The sequence below is a fragment of the Kitasatospora sp. NPDC093102 genome (genome assembly GCF_040683915.1).
GTDB lineage: Bacteria > Actinomycetota > Actinomycetes > Streptomycetales > Streptomycetaceae > Kitasatospora.
In genome coordinates, this window is record NZ_JBFBFA010000005.1 from 220,197 (window position 1) to 241,088 (window position 20,892).

Annotated in this window: 12 protein-coding genes and 2 pseudogenes; 10 read left to right on the forward strand and 4 right to left on the reverse strand. The window is 72.2% G+C overall.

All coding sequences use genetic code 11. The features are described from left to right. Positions 1–12: 12 nt before the first annotated feature. Together AB0O11_RS10325 and AB0O11_RS10330 are read right to left on the reverse strand one after the other, a co-directional pair. The gene (locus AB0O11_RS10325; protein ID WP_363383879.1) at positions 13–801 is read right to left on the reverse strand and encodes a sugar phosphate isomerase/epimerase family protein; all 789 of its coding nucleotides are present in this window, start codon (positions 799–801) and stop codon (positions 13–15) included. Between the two features lie 5 nt (positions 802–806). After that, entirely contained in the window at positions 807–2,747 is a 1,941-nt protein-coding gene (locus AB0O11_RS10330; protein ID WP_363383881.1) for a DUF2264 domain-containing protein, read from the reverse strand. 253 nt (positions 2,748–3,000) lie between these two features. Here AB0O11_RS10330 and AB0O11_RS10335 point away from each other — a divergent pair, with 253 nt between their 5' ends. The 4 genes from AB0O11_RS10335 (at position 3,001) to AB0O11_RS10350 (ending at position 7,302) form a co-directional block, all read left to right on the forward strand. Then, entirely contained in the window at positions 3,001–4,332 is a 1,332-nt protein-coding gene (locus AB0O11_RS10335; RefSeq protein WP_363383882.1) for a sugar ABC transporter substrate-binding protein, read from the forward strand. 89 nt (positions 4,333–4,421) lie between these two features. Next, on the forward strand, positions 4,422–5,288 hold the full coding sequence (locus AB0O11_RS10340) for a sugar ABC transporter permease (protein ID WP_363384008.1): 867 nt from the start codon (positions 4,422–4,424) through the stop codon (positions 5,286–5,288). Next, positions 5,285–6,199 carry a carbohydrate ABC transporter permease gene (locus AB0O11_RS10345; protein ID WP_363383884.1) on the forward strand — a complete coding sequence of 305 codons (915 nt, stop codon included), beginning with the start codon at positions 5,285–5,287 and terminating at the stop codon, positions 6,197–6,199. The genes AB0O11_RS10340 and AB0O11_RS10345 overlap by 4 nt, the downstream gene beginning before the upstream one ends. A 122-nt stretch (positions 6,200–6,321) precedes the next feature. Then, entirely contained in the window at positions 6,322–7,302 is a 981-nt protein-coding gene (locus tag AB0O11_RS10350; RefSeq protein WP_363384010.1) for a hydroxyacid dehydrogenase, read from the forward strand. Positions 7,303–7,478: 176 nt separating this feature from the next. Here AB0O11_RS10350 and AB0O11_RS10355 read toward each other — a convergent pair whose 3' ends face one another. Next, positions 7,479–9,269 carry a beta-galactosidase family protein gene (locus AB0O11_RS10355; RefSeq protein ID WP_363383885.1) on the reverse strand — a complete coding sequence of 597 codons (1,791 nt, stop codon included), beginning with the start codon at positions 9,267–9,269 and terminating at the stop codon, positions 7,479–7,481. A 486-nt stretch (positions 9,270–9,755) separates the two neighbouring features. Here AB0O11_RS10355 and AB0O11_RS10360 point away from each other — a divergent pair, with 486 nt between their 5' ends. Genes AB0O11_RS10360 through AB0O11_RS10370 form a run of 3 tightly spaced genes read left to right on the forward strand, consistent with a single transcriptional unit; the run spans position 9,756 to position 14,283 of the window. Further along, positions 9,756–10,583 (forward strand): FAD binding domain-containing protein, encoded by an 828-nt coding sequence (locus tag AB0O11_RS10360; RefSeq protein ID WP_363383887.1) that lies wholly within the window; start codon positions 9,756–9,758, stop codon positions 10,581–10,583. Continuing rightward, a complete protein-coding gene (locus AB0O11_RS10365; protein WP_363383888.1) occupies positions 10,580–13,318 on the forward strand; it encodes a molybdopterin-dependent oxidoreductase in 2,739 nt (912 codons plus the stop codon). Before AB0O11_RS10360 ends, AB0O11_RS10365 begins: the two co-directional genes overlap by 4 nt. After that, the gene (locus AB0O11_RS10370; RefSeq protein WP_363383890.1) at positions 13,315–14,283 is read left to right on the forward strand and encodes an antibiotic biosynthesis monooxygenase; all 969 of its coding nucleotides are present in this window, start codon (positions 13,315–13,317) and stop codon (positions 14,281–14,283) included. The genes AB0O11_RS10365 and AB0O11_RS10370 overlap by 4 nt, the downstream gene beginning before the upstream one ends. 41 nt (positions 14,284–14,324) lie before the next feature. Here AB0O11_RS10370 and AB0O11_RS10375 read toward each other — a convergent pair whose 3' ends face one another. Then, entirely contained in the window at positions 14,325–16,340 is a 2,016-nt protein-coding gene (locus tag AB0O11_RS10375; RefSeq protein ID WP_363384012.1) for a SpoIIE family protein phosphatase, read from the reverse strand. A 564-nt stretch (positions 16,341–16,904) separates the two neighbouring features. Between AB0O11_RS10375 and AB0O11_RS10380 the strand changes: the two genes are divergently transcribed. The 3 genes and pseudogenes from AB0O11_RS10380 to AB0O11_RS10390 form a co-directional block, all read left to right on the forward strand. Beyond that, positions 16,905–18,437, forward strand: a complete 1,533-nt coding sequence (locus AB0O11_RS10380; RefSeq protein ID WP_363383892.1) for an FMN-binding glutamate synthase family protein — start codon at positions 16,905–16,907, stop codon at positions 18,435–18,437. 470 nt (positions 18,438–18,907) lie between these two features. Continuing rightward, positions 18,908–19,525: pseudogene (locus tag AB0O11_RS10385) on the forward strand (carbohydrate binding domain-containing protein); the annotation flags it as partial. 177 nt (positions 19,526–19,702) lie between these two features. Then, positions 19,703–20,659, forward strand: a pseudogene (locus AB0O11_RS10390) (chitinase); the annotation flags it as partial. Positions 20,660–20,892 lie beyond the last annotated feature (233 nt).

Below are 20,892 nucleotides of genomic sequence, written 5' to 3' on the forward strand. Positions count from 1 at the left end.
CCCGGCCCACCCCTAGACGCTCTGTCCCGCGAGCCGGGCGAGGTAGGCCGCTCCGGGGCCCAGCAGTCCGGGCAGCGGGGCGGCGGCCGGGTGCCAGGGCGCCTCGTACTCCCAGGACACCCAGCAGTCCGCGGGCAGCGCCTGCACGCACTCGGCGATCGGCAGCACGCCCGCCCCGAGCGCGATCGGCGTGAGGTCGTCGTCGCTCGCGATGTCCTTGACCTGGACGTAGCCGAGGTGGGGCGCGAGCGCGGCCAGGCTCTCCGCCGGGCTCTCGCCGGCCAGATGGGTGTGCATCAGGTCCCACAGCGCGCCGACGGCCGGATGCCCGACGAGGTCGAGCACGCGCGCCACGTCGTGCCCGGAGCGGTGCGAGTCGTGGGTCTCCAGCAGGATGCGGACGCCGAGGGAGCGGGCGGTGTCGGCAGCGGCGGCCAGCCGCCGGACGGCCCGCCGGTCGGCCGCGTCCGTCGCGGACTGCGCGCCGTGCGGGAAGACGCGCAGATGGCGCGCCCCGAGCTCGGCGGCCAGGCGCAGGTGGTCGGTCAGGGCGGAGACCAGCCGGTCGTCGTCGCCCGGTGCGGCGACGCCGAGGTAGGAGGCGACGGCGAGCGGGGTGATCCCGTGGGCGGTGAACTCCCGCCGGGCGCTTCGCAGTTCCTCGGCCGTCATGGCAGGGTGCACCGGTTCGCCGGGCGCGCACCGCAGTTCGAGTCCCTGCCAGTGGTGCGCGGCCGCCAGGCGGAGGACCTCGGTGAGCGGGCGGCCGGGCAGGCCCAGGGTGGAGAGGGCGGGTCGCATGGTGGTCAGTCCTCCCGGCGGACGGTGACGGAGCCGGTGGCGAGCAGGGCGGTGTGCCGCCCGCCGTCCGGCCAGCGGACGTGGAGCAGGTGGCCGTCCGGGGCCCGCTCGGTGCGGACCTCGACGGACGCGCGGGGCGGCCGAACCGGGCCCCGGCCGAGCCGTGCGGTGCTGACGAACAGCGTGACCGCGTCGGCGATCCGCCCGGCGACGCGGGGCACCGCGCCGATGGCGCCGAAGGCGGTGCCCGAGGGCAGCGGGTCGGTGCCGGCCGTGGTGAAGCCGTCCGCGCAGCGCAGCAGCGAGACGAGCCGCAGGCCGTCCGGCCCGATGGCGGTGGCGGTGGCGCACGGCCCGTCCACGGCGGTCTCGACGGAGTCGCCCGCCACGGCCCAGCCGCTGTGCCGGACCTCGGTGCCCGGTTCGGCCCCGGCGACCAGGTGGGCGTGCACCTCCTCGGCCCCGGCCGCGAGGACGAGCGAGGTCACGACGATCCCGGGGAGCTCCGCGCCGCCTGCCCTGGGCCGGTGCGCGGAGGCGGCCCAGCCGTCGCCGGTGCCGAGCGGCCGGATCCGGCCGCGCTCGGTGAGTGTGCCGCCGACCATCAGGCCGAGGTGGTTGTCCGGCGGTCCGTCCAGCACCGGTCCGGTCGCGGTGGAGTGGGCGAGGCGTGCGTAGAGCGGGTCGTCGGGCAGCACCTCGTGCGCCGGCTGGTCGTCGCTGCCGTGATTGTGCAGCCGCACGAGGCCGTCGCAGGCGGTGGACTGGATCAGCCAGCCGGGCCGGGGGAGCGGCCGGACGGCGTCGCCGAGTTCCGCGGGCCCGGGCTGCTCGACGGCCGTCCACACCGGGTGGTCCGGTGGCAGCAGCAGCCCGAGGAAGCCCTTGCTCGCCCAGTACGGGGAGGCGGGGCCGGAGTACGGCTGGACCATCGGCGGGTACGGCCCGTGCCAGCCGGAGGTGAGCAGGCCCTCGGCGTCGAGTGCGCCGCGGTCGAGGAAGTACCGCAGGGCGCCGGAGGCGAGGCGGCGGGTGCTGCCCGGGGACAGCGGGGTGTTCCCGCAGAGCGCTCCGGCCCACAGCGGGGCCGCGGCGGCGAAGCGGTAGGTGAGCGAGCGGCCCTGGTGGACGGGGGCGCCGTCGGCACCGAAGGTGCGCGTGCAGGCGTCGAGGTGGGCGGCGAGCCGGCCGCCGTACACGTCGAGCAGGTGCCGGTCGCCGCCCAGGTGGGCGTGGAGGACGGGGTAGAGGTGGAAGGCCCAGCCGTTGTAGTGGTCGAAGGCGCGTGGGCGTCCGTCGGTGTACCAGCCGTCGCCCCGGTACCAGGACTCGATCTTCGCCAGGCCGCGTTCCACGGCCTGCTCCGCGGCCGCGCCGTCGATGCCCGACTCGGCGAGGAAGCCGCCGACGGTGAGCGGGAAGAGCCACCAGTTGTTGTCCACCGGTGCCTGGTGGAGGGCGCGGGCCAGCCAGGCACCGGCCCGTTCGCGCACGTCTTCGTCCAGGCGGTCCCAGAGCCAGGGGCGGGTGATCCGCAGGGCCAGGGCGATCGAGGCGGCCTCGACCATGGCCTGGCCCCGGTCGGTGATCACCGGCCAGGAGACGGGGTCGGCGTCGGTGAGGGCGCGTTCGGTGGTCGGGCGGCGGGTGCCGGCGGCGAGCCCCTCGGCGTAGGCCGGGAGCAGGCCGTGGGGGTCGTCGCCGCCGGCGCCCGCGATGCGGAAGGCGGCCAGCAGGAAGGTCCGGGCGTACCCCTCCAACCCGTCCGAGCGGGGGCCCGACCAGCTGGGGCGGTCGCCCGGCAGCCCGATCAGCGCGTGCTCGGGGCCCGCGTGGCGGCGGACGGCGGCCAGCAGGCCGTCCGCGGCGGCCTCCCAGTGGGCCCTGGTCCAGCCGGTGACGGGGCTGAGCGAGCGGTCTTCGGGCGGTAGCTCGATCGGGGGCATACCGGGGGCTCCTCGGTCGGGACGGCGGATCGGATCCGGGAACAACCCAGATCGATTGCCAATGATATTGATCAAATGATCTAAGCGGGCGGGGGCAAACATCACGGAAAGGGCGCTTTCCCGTAAAGAAGCCCGAACGCTGCGGGGTGTATCAGATCGAAACGGATCATTTGATCTGCAACCCTTGACTTCGATCGAAGTGCGGTCCCAGGATGGCCACACCCCTCACACCCCCTCCAACGGGAGACGAGCCATGCCCACCACCCCCACCCGTGTCCGCAGAGCCCCCCGTCTGGCCGCCGCCCTCGTCGCGTCCGCCCTCGGCGTGACGTCCCTCGCGGCCTGCGGCAGCGCTTCGTCGAGCGGCGGCTCCGACGACGGCAAGCCCGTCGCCCTCACCTTCTGGGGCTGGGCCAAGGGCACCAAGGAGGTCGTGGCCGCCTTCAACGCCTCCCACCCGGGCATCCAGGTGACCTACGAGGAGATCCCCTCCGGTGTCGCCGGCGGCTACGCGAAGATCTCCAACGCCGTCAAGGCGGGCAACGCGCCCGACGTGTTCAACGTCGAGTACTCGCAGCTGCCGGACTTCGTCAGCCAGGGCGCCGTGCAGGACATCGGCAAGCTCGTCACGGACGACGTCAAGTCCAAGTACCTGAACCAGGCCCTGGAACTGACCACCCTCGGCGGCAGCACCTGGGCCCTGCCGCTGGACGCCTCGCCGCAGGCCTTCTACTACCGCAAGGACCTCTTCGACAAGGCCGGCATCACCGCGCCGAAGACCTGGGACGAGTTCCGCACCGCCGCCCAGAAGCTGAAGGAGGCCCAGCCGGACGCCCGGATCGCCACCTTCTTCCCCGACGACCCGACCACCTTCGAGGCCATGGCGTGGCAGGCCGACGCCCACTGGTTCAAGAGCTCGGGCGACGCCTGGAAGGTCGACGCCACCGGCCCGGAGACCAAGAAGGCCGGCGACTACTGGCAGCAGCTGATCAACGACGACCTCGTCCGGGTCATGCCGTCCTTCAGCCAGCAGTGGACGGCCTCCTTGCAGAAGGGCGAGACGGCCGGCTACCTCGGCGCCTCCTGGGGCGGCGGCGTGCTCAAGGGCACCGTCCCCGACGCCTCCGGCAAGTGGGCCGTCGCCCCCGTCCCCACCTGGGACGGCAACCCCGCCAGCGGCATGGTCGGCGGCACCACCTTCGCGGTCTCCAAGAACAGCAAGAAGGCCAAGGCCGCGGTGGAGTTCGCCACCTGGGCCACCACCACGCCCGAGGGCTTCAGCGCCCGCATCGCCTCCGGAACCTCCTCGGCCTACCCGGCCGCGCCGGCCCTGGTGCCCGTCGCCCAGGGTGCCTTCAAGACGGACTTCTACGGCGGCCAGGACGTCTACGCGATCTACGCCGACGCCGCCAAGTCCATCAAGCCCGGCTGGCAGTGGGGCCCGGCCATGGGCGCCACCAACACCTCCCTCAAGGACGCCTTCGGCAAGCTCACCCAGGGCGGCACCATCCAGTCCGCCGTGGACGCCGCCCAGCAGGCCACCGTCGCCGAGCTGAAGAACCGCGGAATCAAGGTCGCCCAGTGACCACCGCTCCAACCGGCCGCGCCGTCCGTACCGCGCCCGCCCGCTCCACCGGCAGGCGGCGCCGGCACGGGCGGTACGGCGCGCCCGCCGTGCTCCTCGCGCCGTTCCTGATCCTCTTCACCGCCTGCACGCTCGTCCCGATCGGGTACGCCGTCTACCTCAGCCTCTACACCGAGCACCGCTCCGGCCTCGGCTTCGGCGGCGTCGAGACGGTCTTCACCGGCCTCGGCAACTACACCCGTGCGCTCGGTGACCCGGCCTTCCGCGACGGCTTCCGGACCACGGCCCTGTACTGCCTGCTGTACATCCCGCTGATGGTCGGCCTCTCCCTGGCCCTCGCGCTGCTGCTGGACTCCACGCTGGCCCGCGCCCGCCGCTTCTTCCAGCTCGCGCTGTTCCTGCCGCACGCGGTGCCCGGCATCATCGCCGCCCTGATCTGGATGTACCTGTACACCCCCGGCATCAGCCCCGTCATCGAGGCGCTGAACTCCGCGGGCACCAGCCCCGACCTGCTCGGCAACCCGCTGCCCGCCGTGGTCAACATCGCGCTCTGGGAGTGGGTCGGCTACAACACCGTCATCTTCTACGCCGCGCTCCAGGCCGTCCCGCGCGAGGTGCTGGAGGCCGCCATCGTGGACGGCGCCGGCCCGCTGCGCACCGTCCTCAGCATCAAGATCCCGCTGATCCGCGCCTCGGTCGTGATGGTCGGCCTGTTCACCGTGATCGGCTCCCTCCAGCTGTTCACCGAACCGATGATCCTGCACGGCGCCTCACCTGGCGTCGTCAGCACCTGGACCCCCAACATGTACTCCTACACCGCCGCCTTCGACCGCGGCGACTACGGCCTCGCCGCCGCCTCCTCGGTGCTGCTCGCCATCACCGCGGCCGCCCTGTCCTTCCTCGTCACCTGGGCGACCCGCACCCGCCCCGCCCGCCGGACGGAGGCCTCGGCATGACCACCCTCGCCCCCGAACGCGACACCCGCCGGCGCCCGCGCGCTCCCCGGGCCGGCCGCGCCCGCGCCCCGCACACGCCCTGGACGCTGTCCAGGGCCGCCGTCAACGGCGCCCTCGTGCTGGCGGCCGCCTACACGCTGCTGCCGCTCGGCTGGCTGCTCACCGCCGCCGCCAAGAACACCGGCGACCTCCTCGGCGGCCACAGCCTCACGCCGTCCAACTGGAACCTCGGCGCCAACCTGCACGCCCTCGCCACCACCGGCGACGGCATCTACTTCCGCTGGTACCTCAACTCGCTGCTCTACGCGGGCATCGGGGCCCTGCTCTGCGCCCTCGTCTGCGTCTGCGCCGGCTACGCCTTCCACGTGTACGGCTTCCGCGGCAAGGAGAAGCTGTTCGGGCTGGTCCTGCTCGGCGTGCTGGTGCCGACCACGGCCCTGGCCCTGCCGATGTACCTGCTCGCCTCCGAACTCGGCCTCGCCAACACCTTCTGGGCGGTCTTCCTGCCCTCCCTGGTGAACCCCTTCGGCGTCTACCTCTCCCGCGTGTTCTGCGCCGGCTACATCCCCGGCGAGGTGCTGGAGGCCGCCCGCACGGACGGTGCGAGCGAGTTGCGCGCCTTCTGGTCGATCGGGCTCAGGATGGTCATGCCCGGCTTCGTCACCGTGTTCCTGTTCCAGTTCACCGCGATCTGGAACAACTTCTTCCTGCCGCTGGTGATGCTCTCCGACAACCGGCTCTTCCCGGTCAGCCTCGGCCTCTACTCGTGGAACACCCAGACCCACGCGTTCCCCGAGTACTACCCGCTGGTCGTCACCGGCTCGCTGCTGGCCGTCGTGCCGCTGGTCGTCGCCTTCGTCGCCCTCCAGCGCCACTGGAAGGCCGGCCTGACCGCGGGAAGCGTCAAGTGACCCACCAGACAGCAAGCTCCACGACCGCGCCGGAGAACCACGTGTCCAACCCGCCGAACCCGACCGCCGTGAACGGGAGTTCACCCACCTCGCCACGCCGGCGCCCGCGCGCCCTGCTGGCCATGACCCCGGACCTCGTCGGCCGGCTGGTCGACGACGAGACCATGGACCGGCTCACCACCCTCGCCGAACTCGATCCCGTGTTCGTCGTCGACGACTTCACCACCCCGGAGGCGGCCGCCGTGCTCGCCGAGACCGAGGTGATCGTCAGCAGCTGGGGCTGCCCGCCGCTCGACGAGGCCGTCCTCGCCGCCGCGCCCCGGCTGCGCGCCGTCGTCCATGCCGCCGGATCGGTCAAGCACCATGTCACCGAGGCCTGCTGGGAGCGCGGAATCCAGGTCTCCTCGGCCGCCTGGGCCAACGCCCTGCCGGTCGCCGAGTACACCGTCGCCAACGTGCTGTTCGCCAACAAGCAGGTGCTGCGGCTCAGCGCCGACTACCGCGAGCGGCGGGCCCCGCACGACTGGCAGGCCGCCTACCCCGAGGCCGGCAACTACCGGCGCACCACGGGCGTCGTCGGCGCCTCCCGGATCGGGCGACGCGTCCTCGAACTGCTGCGTCCCTTCGACCTGGAGCTGCTGCTCCACGACCCGTACGTGGACGAGGCCGAGGCGGCTGCGCTGGGCGCGCGCTCGGTGACGCTCGACGAACTGTGCGAGCGCAGCGACGTGGTGAGCGTGCACGCGCCCGAACTGCCCAGCACCCGGCACATGATCGACCGCCGCAGGCTCACCCTGATGCGCGACGGGGCGACGCTGGTGAACACCTCGCGCGGGTCGCTGATCGACCAGGACGCCCTGGTCGAGGAGCTGGTCTCGGGCCGCCTCAACGCCGTCCTGGACGTCACCGTCCCGGAGGTGCTGCCCGAGGACTCGCCGCTCTACGACCTGCCCAACGTCCTGCTCACCCCGCACGTCGCCGGCTCGCTCGGCGGCGAGCTGCGGCGGATGGCGGCCGCGGCGGCGGACGAGCTGGCCCGCTACGCGAACGGCAGCCCCTTCACCCACCCGGTGCTGCGCGGCGATCTGGACCGCACCGCCTGACCGGGCGGGAACCCCCGTCCGGCGGTGCGCCGAGGGCCGTAGGAGTCCCCCCGACTCCTACGGCCCTCGGCGCTCCGTGGTGAGAGCCCCTGCCCCGAAAGGCCGTTGGCGGCCATGCCTCCCCGGAGGGGCACGGCCGCCAACGGCCTGGTGGTGCGAGCCGGACCTCGCCGGGCTCAGTACTCGGAGCTGGGGGCGGCGGCGAGCGGCCCGAGGTCGGGCTGGTCGCGAAGCTCGATCTCCTCGCCGTGGCCGTCCAGTTCGAGCAGGACGAGTTCGTTGACGCCCTCGCGCCACAGCGGAGCCGGGGCGTAGAGGGTCTGCTGCGGGCCCTGCGCGGAGTAGCGGCCGAGCAGGAAGCCGTTGAGCCAGAGGAGTCCGCGGCCCCAGCCGGGCAGGGCGACGAAGGCGTCGGCGGGCTCGGCGAGCGAGGCCTCGAAGCGGTGGAAGGCCGGGTCCGCGTCGCCCACCGGGTCCGCGTTCTCGTAGGCGAGGCGGTCGAGGTCGGAGAGCGGCAGGGGGCGGATCTCCCAGTCGAACAGCCGCTGGTGGCCGTGGGAGACGCCGCGGCTGATGCCCTTGCGGTCGTCCAGCAGGGGGCCGTAGTTCACCCGGCCGAGCGCCTCGACCAGGATGTCGAGCACGACGCCGTCCGGTCCGACCTCCAGCGGCAGGGTCTCCGCCGGGGCGTCGCGGTGCAGGACGCCGAGCGGCCGTCCGTCCGCGAACACGTGGGCGCGGTCGCCGATGCCGTCGATGCGCAGCGGCATGGACGGCCGCGGGCCGGAGATCCGGGTGCGGTAGTGGATGAGGCCGAGGGACTGGCCGACCTTCTCCATGGGCTCGGGCGTCGGGCTGCGCACCGGCTCGGACAGGGCGTCGAGGTTCGCCAGGAGCCGAGCGGCGGTGGCGCGGCGCCGGACGCGCTGCGGAGCGACGCGGGGGGCGGGCTCGGGCAGCTCGCCCTCGGGCAGGGGGACGTACTTGCCGATGACGGCGCGAAAGGCGTGGAACTTCTCGGTGAGCTCGCCGGCCTCGCCGATCGGAGCGTCGTAGTCGTAGCTGGTGACGGTCGGCTGGAAGCCGGTGTCGAACGGGCGGGTGCCGGTGTGGTTGGCGCCGGCCCAGAAGCCGAAGTTGGTGCCGCCGTGGGCCATGTAGAGGTTGACGGAGGCGCCGGTGGCGAGGAGGTCGTCCAGCGCCTGGGCGGACTCGGCGGCGTCGCGCACGTGGTGCGGCTCGCCCCAGTGGTCGAACCAGCCGATCCAGAACTCCATCGCCGTCATCGGGCCCTTGGGCTGGTAGCGCCGCAGCACCTCGAACCGCTCGGCGGCCCGGGAGCCGAACGTCGCCGTGGCGAGGTGGCCCGGAACGCCGCCGCCCTGCTGCATCGCGTCCTCGGCGCCGTCCGCCGTGAACAGCAGGCAGTCGACGCCGCGTTCGAGCAGGCCGTCGCGCAGGTGGAGGAGGTAGTCGCGGTCGTTGCCGAAACTGCCGTACTCGTTCTCGATCTGCACCGCCACCACCGGGCCGCCCCGGCCGGCCAGGAGGGGCAGGATCTCGGGCACGACGGCGTCGAACCAGCCGTCCACCTCGGCCAGGTAGGCCGGGTCGGCGCAGCGCAGCCGCAGCCCGTCGGCGGCGAGCAGCCGGGCCGGCAGGCCGCCGAACTCCCACTCCGCGCAGATGTAGGGGCCGGGCCGCAGGATGACGTCGAGGCCCTGCCCCTGGGCGATGCGGCAGAAGCGGGCGAGGTCGCGCCAGCCGGTGAAGTCGAAGGCACCGGAGGGCAGCTCGTGGAAGTTCCAGGGGATGTAGGTGTCGACGGTGTTGGCGCCCATCGCGCGAAGCCGGCGCAGGCGGTCCTCCCAGAGGTCGGGGTGGACGCGGAAGTAGTGCAGGGCACCGGAGACGACGCGGTGCGGCGCCCCGTCGCGGAGGTACCCGGTTTCGTCGTGGTCGAGCATCAGGGGCCAGCTTTCAGAGGACTTGCAGAGGGCTTCGGGGGCGGGAGCGGCCGCCGGCCGGCCCGGCCCGTCGGCGACGCGGCACGCTGCGGGAGGGGAGGCAGGGTGCCTGCCACGGTGATCGAGCCTACCCAGTCCGAGGGCACTTGGAAAGCGCTTTCCGAGGGTGTCCGCTTCGCCGAGTAGGCCACGGCCTGCTTCGGGAACGGCCCGCCGCCTCGGCCGCATCAGCCCTGACCCGCGAGAGCGGGAGCCCTCCGCCGGCCCGCCCGTCCAGACCGACCCGACCAGCACCATCGCACCGGCCCCGACGGCTCGACGGCACCCAAGGTGCCGACTTGGCGGGCCCGGCTCGTCCGGCTATACGCTTGAAACGTATGCCAGCGCCCGCCAAGGCTCCCCCTCGGGCGTTCGACCGCAGCGGCCCATGGGCGAATCCGGGGGCGGCCCGTCGCGTGGTGGTCGTCATGAGGGAGAACGGTTCCCATGGACCTCAACACCATCACCGAAGTCGTCCGGCGCCCGCCCGGTCGACCCGGCCTGGAGTGGCGTGAAGGCGATGCCTGGCTCGCGGGCGGCACGTTCCTGTTCTCCGCCGAGCAGCCGAGCCTGCGCCGCCTGATCGACCTGACGTCCTTGGGCTGGGATCCGCTCGTTCCGAGCGACACCGGCCTGGAGATCGGTGCGACCTGCACCATCCGCGACCTGTACGCCTTCGAGCCGCCGCGTGAGTGGACCGCGGGTGCCCTCTTCGCCACGGGCTGCGAGGCCTTCTTGTCCTCGTTCAAGGTGTGGAACTCGGCGACCGTCGGCGGCAACATCTGCCTGTCGTTGCCTGCCGGCCCGATGATCACGCTGACGGTCGCCCTGGAGGCCGGGTACGAGCTGTGGGCTCCCGACGGGTCGATCCGCGTCGTCGATGCCCTCGACTTCGTGACCGGCGACAACCGCAACGTCCTCGCACCGGGCGAACTGCTGCGCCGCGTCAGGATTCCGGCGAGTGCCCTGCGGAAGCGCACCGCGCACCGCCGCTTCGCACTGACCCGGCTCGGCCGCTCGACGGTGTTCCTCGTCGGCACCCGGACGCCCGGGACGAACGACCTGACGCTCACCGTCACCGCCGGCACCACGCGGCCGGTGCGGATCGCCTTCGACAGCATGCCCGACGCACGGACCCTTCAGCACAGCATCGATGTCATCCCCGCCGACTGCTGGTTCGCCGATCCGAACGGGACTCCCGAACACCGCCGCCACCTGACCAGGCACTTCACCGAGGAAATTCGTCACGAACTCATGGCTGGGGGCCCGGCATGACCTTCATCGTGAACGGCAGGAGCTTCGACGACGAGCCGCAACCCGGCCAGTGCCTGCGCACCTTCCTCCGCTCGCTCGGCCACTTCGGTGTCAAGAAGGGGTGCGACGCGGGCGATTGCGGCGCGTGCACGGTGTGGCTGGACGGCGATCCCGTGCACAGCTGCATCACCCCCGCGTTCCGCGCGGACGGTCACGAGGTGACGACGATCGAGGGGCTCGGATCACCGGGCGACCTGCATCCGATGCAGCGGCAGTTCCGTGACGCCCCGGGATTCCAGTGCGGCTTCTGCACAGCCGGGATGATCATGACGTCGGCGGCGCTCACCGAGGCTCAGAAGGATGACCTGCCCCGGGCGTTGAAGGGCAACCTCTGTCGCTGCACCGGCTACCGGGCGATCGAGGACGCCGTGCGGGGCGTCACCGGCGTGCAGACGGCGGCCCCGGGGAAGGCGGTGGGGACGAGTGTCGGCGCGCCGGCGGCCGACGACGTGGTGACCGGCCGCGCCGAGTTCACCATGGACACCCGTCTCGACGGCATGCTGCACCTCAAGGTGCTGCACTCACCGCACGCGCACGCCCGGATCGTCTCGATCGACAGGACCGCCGCACTCGCGGTTCCCGGCGTGCGCCGGGTCTACACCTGGGAGGACGTGCCGCGCAAGCGCTTCACCACGGCGATCCACACCGACCATCTCGTCGATCCGGACGACACCTTCATCCTCGACGACACGGTGCGCTTCGTCGGCCAGCGCGTCGCGGCCGTCCTGGCCGACACCGTCGGAGCGGCGGAGGAAGGCTGCCGGAGGGTCGTCGTCGACTACGACGTCATGCCGGCCGTGTTCGACCCCGAGGAGGCGATGGCCGAGGGGGCGCCGCAACTGCACGGCGCCCACGACCCCTTCGTCCGGGATCCGGTCCACAACATCCTGGTGGAGATCCATTCGCACATCGGTGACGTCGATGCCGGATTCGCCGACGCCGACGTGATCCACGAGGGCACGTACTCCTCCCCGCGCGTGCAGCAGGCGCACCTGGAGACCCACGGTTCGATCGCCTGGATGGAGGACGGCCGCCTGAACGTCCGTACCAGTTCGCAGTCGCCGTCGATCGCCAAGGTCAAACTCGCCTACCTGTTCGCGCTGCGGCCGGACCAGCTGCGCGTGTTCTGCAAGCGCGTGGGCGGCGCCTTCGGCGGCAAACAGGAGGTGTTCTCGGAGGATCTGGCCGCGCTCGCCACGCTGGACACCGGGCGGCCGGTCAGCTTCGAGTACACCCGCGAGGAGGAGTTCACCACGGCCTCGCCCCGGCACCCGATGACGCTGACGGTCAAGCTCGGCGCGAAGGCGGACGGAACGCTGACGGCGCTCCAGGTCCGCAACGTGTCGAACACCGGCGCCTACGGCAATCACGGCGGCGAGACGCTGTACGGGGGAGGCGGCGCCGTCATGCTCTACCGCTGTCCCAACAAGAAGTACGACGCCTACGCCGTCTACACGAACACCGTTCCGAGCGGGGCACTGCGCGGATACGGGATGACACAGCCGGCGTTCGCCGTGGAATCGGCGATGGACGAACTGGCCCGTGCCCTGCACCTCGACCCGCTCGAACTGCGGCGCCGCAACATCGTCCGACCGGGCGATCCGCTCGTCGCCCTGCACGAGGGACCCGACGACGTGATGTTCAGCGAGGACGGACTCGCCAGGTGCGTCGACCTGGTGGACGCCGCGCTGGCCCGGACGGCTCACGAGCCGTCACCGGGGCCCGACTGGCTCGTCGGGGCCGGCGTGGCGAGTTCCCTGCACGAGACCGCGCCCCCGACCGAGCACATCTCGGAGGCCTGGGTCACGCTCGGGGACGACCTGGTGTACGAGCTGGCCGTCGGGACGGTCGAGTTCGGCCAGGGCACCCCCACCGCCCATGTCCAGATCGCGGCCAACCAGTTGGGCACGACGCCGGAGCGGATCCGCCTGGTGCAGTCCGACACCGACCGCACGGGATTCGACACCGGCGCCTTCGCGAGCGCGGGACTCTTCGTGGCGGGCAACGCCGTCCTCCGTGCGGCCAACGCGGTGCGGGACCGGATCCTGGAGTTCGCCGCCGCCCACACGGGCGTCCACGTCGTGATGTGCTCGATGGACGACGACGGCGTCCTCTGCGGCGAGCAGCGCGTGTCGCTGGCGGACCTCGTCGCCCTGGCCCGCGCGCGCGGTATCCGCTTCACCGCCGCCCGCAAGGGCTACGGCTCGCCGCGAAGCGTCACCTCCAACACGCAGGGATTCCGGATCGCCGTCCACCGGGTGACGGGCGAGATCCGCATCCTCCACAGCGTGCAGGCCACCGACGCCGGCGACGTCATCAACCCCGTACAGGTCCGGGGACAGGTGGAGGGCGGTGTCGCCCAGGGGATCGGCTTCGCGCTGACCGAGAACCACCGGATCGACGCGAACGGTGTCATGGTCAACCCGAACCTCCGCAACTACCGCATCCCCACCTACGCCGACATCCCCCGTACCGACGTGCTCCTGGTGGCGTCCTCGGACTCGGTCGGGCCGATGCGCTCGAAGGGGATCGCGGAGTGCTGCATCAATCCGGTGGCCCCCGCGTTGGCGAACGCGCTCCACGACGCCACGGGTGTCCGCTACCGCGCGCTGCCGCTGACCCCGGAACGGATCTACGGTCGGCTGAACGAAGCCAGGCCGGTGGCGACGGCGGCCGGGCCGAAAGGAACACCGTGAAGCCCCTGGACGGGGACACTGCGGCGACGGCCATCATCGGTCTGAGAGTCCGGCCGGGGCTGGAGCACGAGTACGAGGCGTGGCAGCAGGACGTCAACGCCGCCGCCGCCGACTACCCCGGCTACCTCGGCGCGGAGGTCTCCCCGCCGACGTCCCTGCAGCCCGACTGGATCGTCGTCTACCGGTTCGACTCGATAGCCCATCTGCAGGCCTGGATCAACAGCGCGACCAGGCAGAACCTGCTCGACACCGGCAGCAGGTACTTCGACGGCCCGGGAACCCAGCAGGTCGTCAGAGGCGGCGCGCAGGCACCGGATCCGCTCGTGACCGTCGTGGTCACCCACCGCGTCCACCCCGACCACGTCGACGAGTTCCTCGACTGGCAGCGGCGGATGAACCAGGAGGAGCGGACATTCGAGGGCTTTCGCGGTACGGAGCTCTTCCGCCCGATCGAGGGGCTCCAGGACGAGTGGACCACGCTGTACCGGTTCGACAGCGCCGAGCACCTCGACGCCTGGCTGACGTCGGGCGCGCGGCGGAAGCTGCTCGCCGAGGGCAACAGGTTCAACGAGTTCAGGCTTCGGACGATCGACAACTCCTTCGGCAGCTGGTTCGCCTTCGAGGAGAACGGCAAGGAGGCGCCGACACCGTCGGAAACCAGAACCGCCATCGCGGTGTGGGTCGGCCTGTACCCGACCGTCGTGCTGCTGACGCTCGCCCTGTCGCCGCTGAGGATGCCGCTCTGGATCGGACTGCTGGTGGGCAACCTGCTGTCGAGCTTCACCATGAGCTTCCTGACCATGCCCTTCTACGTGAACCCGCTGCTCAAGCGGTGGCTCCGGCCCCCGCCGGGCGAGCCTGCGATGAGGAACAACCGCATCGGTCTCGGCACCGTCGCCGGCGTGACCGCGTTCTGGGCCGTCCTCTTCTACCTCGTCACGACCCAGTTCTGGACACTGCCCTGACCTTCAGGGGGGCCTGGACCGAAGAGACGACGGCGTGCCGGTCAGGACAGGACGCGGGCGATGAGCAGGGCGACGTCGTCGGCGGTGTCGGGGCGGCGCAGGGCGGAGAGCAGGAGGTCGCAGGTGTCCTCCAGGTCCCGGTGGGGGCCGGCCAGGAGGTCGGTGAGGGCTTCCAGACGCTGGTCGATGTCCTGGTCGCGGACCTCGACCAGCCCGTCCGTGTAGAGGACCAGGTCGTCGCCGGCCCGCAGGTGCAGGTCGGTGGTGCGGAAGGGGACGTCGCCGACGCCCAGCGGTGCGCCGGGGTCGAGGTCGATCAGGCGCGGCGGGTGGTTGCCGCGGACCAGGACGGGCGGGAGGTGGCCGGCGCAGGCCAGACGGCACGTGCGGATGTGCGGGTCGTAGACGGCGAGGAGACAGGTGGCCATGGCCTCGCCGAGGTCGCGGGTGGTCTCGTCCAGGTGCGTCAGGACCTCGTCGGGGTCGAGCCCCAGGCGGGCCAGGGTGCGCGTGTTGGTGCGCAGCTGTCCCATGGTGGCGGCCGCGGTGATGCCGGAGCCCATGACGTCGCCGACGACGAGCGCGGTGCGCTCGCCGGGCAGCGGGATGGCGTCGAACCAGTCGCCGCCGGTCTCGTGCGCGGTGGTGGCGGGCTGGTACCGGTGGGCGATGGCGAGGCCGGGCGGATCGGCGGTGTGGCGCGGCGGCAGCAGGTGGCGCTGGAGGACGAGCGTCGCGTGGCGCTGCTGCTGGTACCAGCGGGCGTTGTCGATGCAGACGGCGGCGCGGGCGGCGAGTTCGGTGGCCAGCACCATGTCGTCGGCGTCGAACGGGGCGGGGGTTCGGGTCCGCTTCAGGTCCAGGGCGCCCAGGACTTCGCCGCGGGCGATCAGCGGCACGGCGAGGTACGAGTGCAGCCCGGCCTGCCGGAGCAGCTCAGCGGCGTCGGCATCGCGGGCGACGCGGGCGAAGTCCGGGTCGCGCACCTGCGGGACCAGCACCGGATGGCCGGTGCGCACACACTGGGCGACCAGCCGCCGCGCTCCGTAGCGGGCGACCTCTCCGATCGGGTCGGCGGCCCGGAGTGCGGGGCTGCGATCCGCGGCCTTGATCGCCATGGCGCGGAACCGCACCTCGCCCGGGTCACCGCCGGGCGCGGGGCCGGCGAGGACGGCGTCCAGAAGGTCGACGGCGGCGACGTCGGCGACCTCGGGCACGGTCACGTCGGCGAGCTCGCGCGCCGTGGTGGGCAGATCGAGGGTGGTGCCGATCCGGATCGAGGCGTCCGCGATCAGTGACAGGCGTCGACGGGCCCGCGCCGCGGTCAACGCCGCCTGGTGCTGCTCGGTGACGTCCACCACCGAGACCGCCACCCCGATGATCCGCCCGGCCTGGTCCTCCAGCCGGTAGAACGAGGCGCTCCACGCGTGCTCCCGGTGCGGATCGGCCGGCCTGATCCCGGTGGTGACCTCGTCCAGCACCGGCTCACCGGACGCCAACACCTCCCGCATGCGCACCTCGATCGCGGTGTCCAGGTGCGGCAGCACCTCACAGGGCGTACGGCCCAGGTGCTCCCCGGAGGGCACGCCGTCGATCCGTTCCAGTGCCGCGTTCACCAGCACGTACCGCAACCCGGTGTCCAGCACGGCGAGCCCGATCGGTGACTGGTCCACCAACCGCGAGGACAGCGCCACGTCCCGCTCCACCCGGCGCAGCGTCCGCTCCTTCGAAGCGATGCCCAGCGCGAACAGACGGCCCCCCTCGGCCACCAGGCGCATGTTGCGGAACTCCACCCGAATGACGTTCCCGTCCCGGTGCCGGACGGGGAACACCCCCGCCCACGGCCCCTGCCCGGACATCACGCGGCCGAACAGCTCCAGCACCTGGGGCCGCCGCTCCTCCTCCACCAACAGCTGCGCCGCGGGCCGGCCCAGTGCCTCCTGGGCGCTGAAGCCGAACATCTCCTCGGCCTGCGGGCTCCACAGCACGATCCGGCCCCGCTCGTCCAGGACCACTGCGGCGACCCCCAGCACGTCCAGCAGCCCGCCGGCGGCCATCGTCGCATCCGCCGGCCCCGGCCGGTCGCCCCCCTGTGCCGTGCTGCGAGCCACTCCCACACTCCTCCCGGGCGCGTGCGGATGGTCCCTCCATCGTCCGCCCCATGTGCGGCAATCGGCCAGCCCGACCGCGGGACGTACCGGTGGCAGTCCGGACGGCCCGCCCCGCACACCGACCGGTCCGGAGGAGTCACGATCGTGTCCGGGGGGCCGTGTTGTCGGTGTCGTCGCGCTCGGAGGTCACGTAGACGTGGCCCGTTGCCGCCGACCGTCAGCCCCTCGGAGCCCGGCGCGCCGAGCCGCCCGCGAAGCGGATCCGGTTGCCGGTCGCGCTCCACGACGGGTCCGGGATCCACTTGCCGCTGCTCCTGACCAGCTTGGACAGCCAGTTCTTGTTCCGGATTAGCCCCCTGACGGCAGGCCCGTCCGCGGGGCCTCCTAACATCGTTCCGCAGTCCTTCGACGGACGCTGCTGCCCGTTCGGCCGTGTGCGCGCCGTCCAACAGCCAACACGACAACGGCTCCACGTCCGGCGACGGAGTCGTGCATCGAGGAGGAACGTCCATGCGAGCCCGGAAGATCGGCGCGGCCGCCGCAACAGCGGTGGCGGTTCTGGCTGCCCGCGACCTCATCCAGAAGAGGCACGCGCTGCTCCGGAACTTCCCGGTGATCGGGCACGCCCGGTACCTGTTGGAGACGATCGGGCCGGAGCTGCGGCAGTACATCGTGACCTCCAACGAGGAGGAGCGCCCGTTCAGCCGTGACCAGCGCACGTGGATCTACGCGTCGGCGAAGGAGGAGAACAACTACTTCGGCTTCGGAACCGAGGTCGACGTCGAGCACGTCCAGGGGCACGCCTACCTGAAGCAGCGCACGTTCGCCGACACGCTGCCCGACCTGCACGATCCGCAGGCTCCGCTGCCCTCGGCCAAGGTGCTGGGCGGGCCGCGCGGGCGGGCCGGGGCGTTCCGGCCGGCGAGCGTGGTGAACATCTCGGCGATGAGCTTCGGATCGCTCTCCGGCGCGGCCATCACGGCGCTCAACAAGGGGGCGGCGCTGGCGGGCACGATGCACAACACGGGCGAGGGCGGCCTCTCGCCGCACCACCGCAACGGCGGTGACCTCGTCCTCCAGCTCGGCACGGCGTACTTCGGCTGCCGCGACGAGGACGGCAGTTTCAACCTTGACAAGCTCAAGGAGGTGGTCGCCGGTGCTCCGGTCAAGGCGATAGAGATCAAGCTCTCCCAAGGCGCCAAGCCGGGGTTGGGCGGGATGCTGCCGGGCGCGAAGGTGACCCCGGAGATCGCCGGGATCCGCGGCATCCCGGTCGGCAAGGACTGCGCCTCCCCGTCGCGGCACACCGCGTTCAGCGACGTCGACTCGATGCTCGACTTCGTCGAGTTGCTCGCCACCGAGACCGGTCTGCCGGTCGGGGTCAAGAGCGCGGTGGGGGAGATGGGCTTCTGGCAGGAGCTGGCCACGCTGATGGCCCGTGGTGACCGCGGGGTCGACTTCGTGACGATCGACGGCGGCGAGGGCGGTACCGGCGCGGCGCCGCGGATCTTCGCCGACTCGGTGTCGCTGCCGTTCCGGATGGGCTTCTCCCGGGTCTACGGCACCTTCGCCGAGCTGGGCCTGACCGACGACCTGACCTTCATCGGCTCCGGCAAGCTCGGCTTGCCCGAGAACGCCGCGGTCGCCTTCGCCCTGGGCGTCGACATGATCAACGTGGCCCGTGAGGCGATGCTGTCGATCGGCTGCATCCAGGCGCAGAAGTGCCACACCGACAAGTGCCCCACCGGCATCGCGACCCAGAACCCGTGGCTGGCCCGCGGCCTCGACCCGGCCTCGAAGGCCACCCGGGCCGCTGTCTACCTGCGGACCCTGCGCAAGGAGCTGATGAAGGTCTCGGCGGCCGTGGGCGTCGCCCACCCGGCACTCATCACGGCCAACGACATCGAGATCATGAACGGCGACTACGAGGCCCGCACCCTGGCCGGCGTCTACGGCTACAAGGACGGCTGGGGCGAGCTCGGCCCGCATCTCGCCGACGAGATCACGGCGCTGCTCACCGCCAAGCCGGACTCCGCCCGGTAGCAGGCCGTCCGACGCGCCGACCGGGGTGAGCGACGGCGTGCCGTGAGAAGTGGGACAGCAGGGCGTCGGCGGCCCCGGTCGGCCGGGTCGAGCGACCTGCCGGAAGCCGGGATCCGGGGGCCGGGGAGTCCTCGGCGACGGATTCACATGCGGTAGGAGGTTCCCGGCCGCCTCGCGTGTCGGCAAGCAGCCGGCACGCGAGGCGGGGCGGGATGCTGTGCCACGACGACCCCGGGGACGCGGCTGACCGCCGCCGACGAGCCGGAACGTCGCGGGCCCGGTCGCCCGCGGGGGAGGGGCCGGCGAGCCGCAATTCCCGCGATTGGTCCAGACCTATTGACGGTCATTGCCGCCCCTCCTACGATCCGGTCCGGCACAGCCTCGCACGTCCCCCACCTCACCCAGAGCCGGGCGTCACGCCCCCACGCGTCGGTCATGTCCATGACGCTCGGCGGAAAAGGGAGCACAGCATGTTCCGTCGAAGGTCGCGCACTCCGCGTCCGCCGGGCGCTTTCCGCCCCTGCCCGGATCCCGGCCGCCTCGAAGGCGAGCAGGCCGGGAACGAGCCGCTCCGAGTTCCCCGCCCGCAGCGGACGACCGTGGAACGCGCATCGCAGCCGAACCGGACCGGTGGCGCCCAGCACGGACCGACCGCCCTGAGGCGCTCCCTCGCCGGGGTCTGCGCCGCCGCCGTCATCGGTGCCGGCATCGCCGTGGCCGGCACCGTCACGGCCGGGGCCGCCACCCCGAACCTGGTGGCCAACCCCGGCTTCGAGAACGGACTCTCCGACTGGACCTGCACCGGCGGCTCCGGCGCGGCCGTCGGGAGCCCGGTCCACTCGGGCGCCTCCGCGCTACAGGCCACGCCGACCGGCCTGGACAACGCCCAGTGCACCCAGACCGTCAGCGTGCAGCCCAACTCCCAGTACACGCTGAGCGCCTACGTCCAGGGCAGCTACGTCTACCTGGGCGCCACCGGCACCGGCATCAGCGGTACCGCGTCCACCTGGACGGCGAGCAGCCCGTCGTACGGCCAGCTCGGCGTCGGCTTCACCACCGGGGCGAACACCACCTCGGTGACCGTCTACCTGCACGGCTGGTACGGACAGCCCGCGTACTACGCGGACGACGTGACGCTCACCGGCCCCGGCGGCAGCAGCCCCACGCCGACCGCCACCCCGACGACCAGCGCCCCGCCCACCACGACCCCGCCGACCACCACGGCCCCGCCGACCACCACGCCGCCCACCACCACGCCGCCGGGCGACACCTGCCCCACGAAGCCCAAGCCGTCGGGCAAGGTCCTGCAGGGGTACTGGGAGAACTGGGACGGCGCCCTGAACGGCGTCCACCCCGGCATGGGCTGGGTCCCCATCACGGACAGCCGGATGGCCGCACACGGCTACAACGTCATCAACGCCGCCTTCCCGGTGATCCTCTCGGACGGCACCGTCCTGTGGCAGGACGGCATGGACAGCAACGTCAAGGTCTCGACCCCCGCCGAGATGTGCCAGGCCAAGGCGGCCGGGGCGACGATCCTGATGTCGATCGGCGGTGCCGCCGCCGGCATCGACCTGAGCTCCAGCACCGTCGCCGACCGGTTCGTGGCGACCGTCGTCCCGATCCTCAAGAAGTACAACTTCGACGGGATCGACATCGACATCGAGACCGGCCTGTCCGGGAGCGGCAACATCACCACGCTGTCCGCCTCCCAGGCCAACCTGATGCGCATCATCGACGGCGTGCTGGCCCAGATGCCCGCGGGCTTCGGCCTGACGATGGCCCCCGAAACCGCGTACGTCACCGGCGGAAGCGTCAACTACGGGTCGATCTGGGGTGCCTACCTGCCGATCGTCAAGAAGTACGCCGACAACGGGCAACTGTGGTGGCTGAACATGCAGTACTACAACGGCAGCATGTACGGCTGCTCCGGGGACTCCTACCAGGCCGGTACCGTACAGGGCTTCACCGCGCAGACCAGCTGCCTGAACAACGGCCTGACCATCCAGGGCACCACCATCAAGGTGCCCTACGACAAGCAGGTGCCCGGCCTGCCGGCCCAGCCCGGCGCGGGCGGCGGCTACCTGGACCCGGGCCTGGTCGGCCAGTCGTGGAACGCCTTCAGCGGCTCGCTGAAGGGGCTCATGACGTGGTCGGTCAACTGGGACGGCTCGAAGGGCTGGAGCTTCGGCGACAACGTCAAGCGCCTCCAGGGCCGCTGAGGTCCCGCTGACGTCCCACTGAGGTCCCGCTGACCTCCCGCACCCCGGTGCACCGTCGCGGTCCGGAGCCGGTCAGCGGCCGGCTCCGGACCGCGGCCGACGGCGGCCGAGCCCTTCCGCGCCAGGAGGACGGCGGGGCCGCCGGTTGTTCGGCGTTTTGTTCAATGACCGAGGGCCGAGCCGGAACAACCCCGGTGCGCTACACCAGTAGCGCACGCCACATCCGTGCCGTG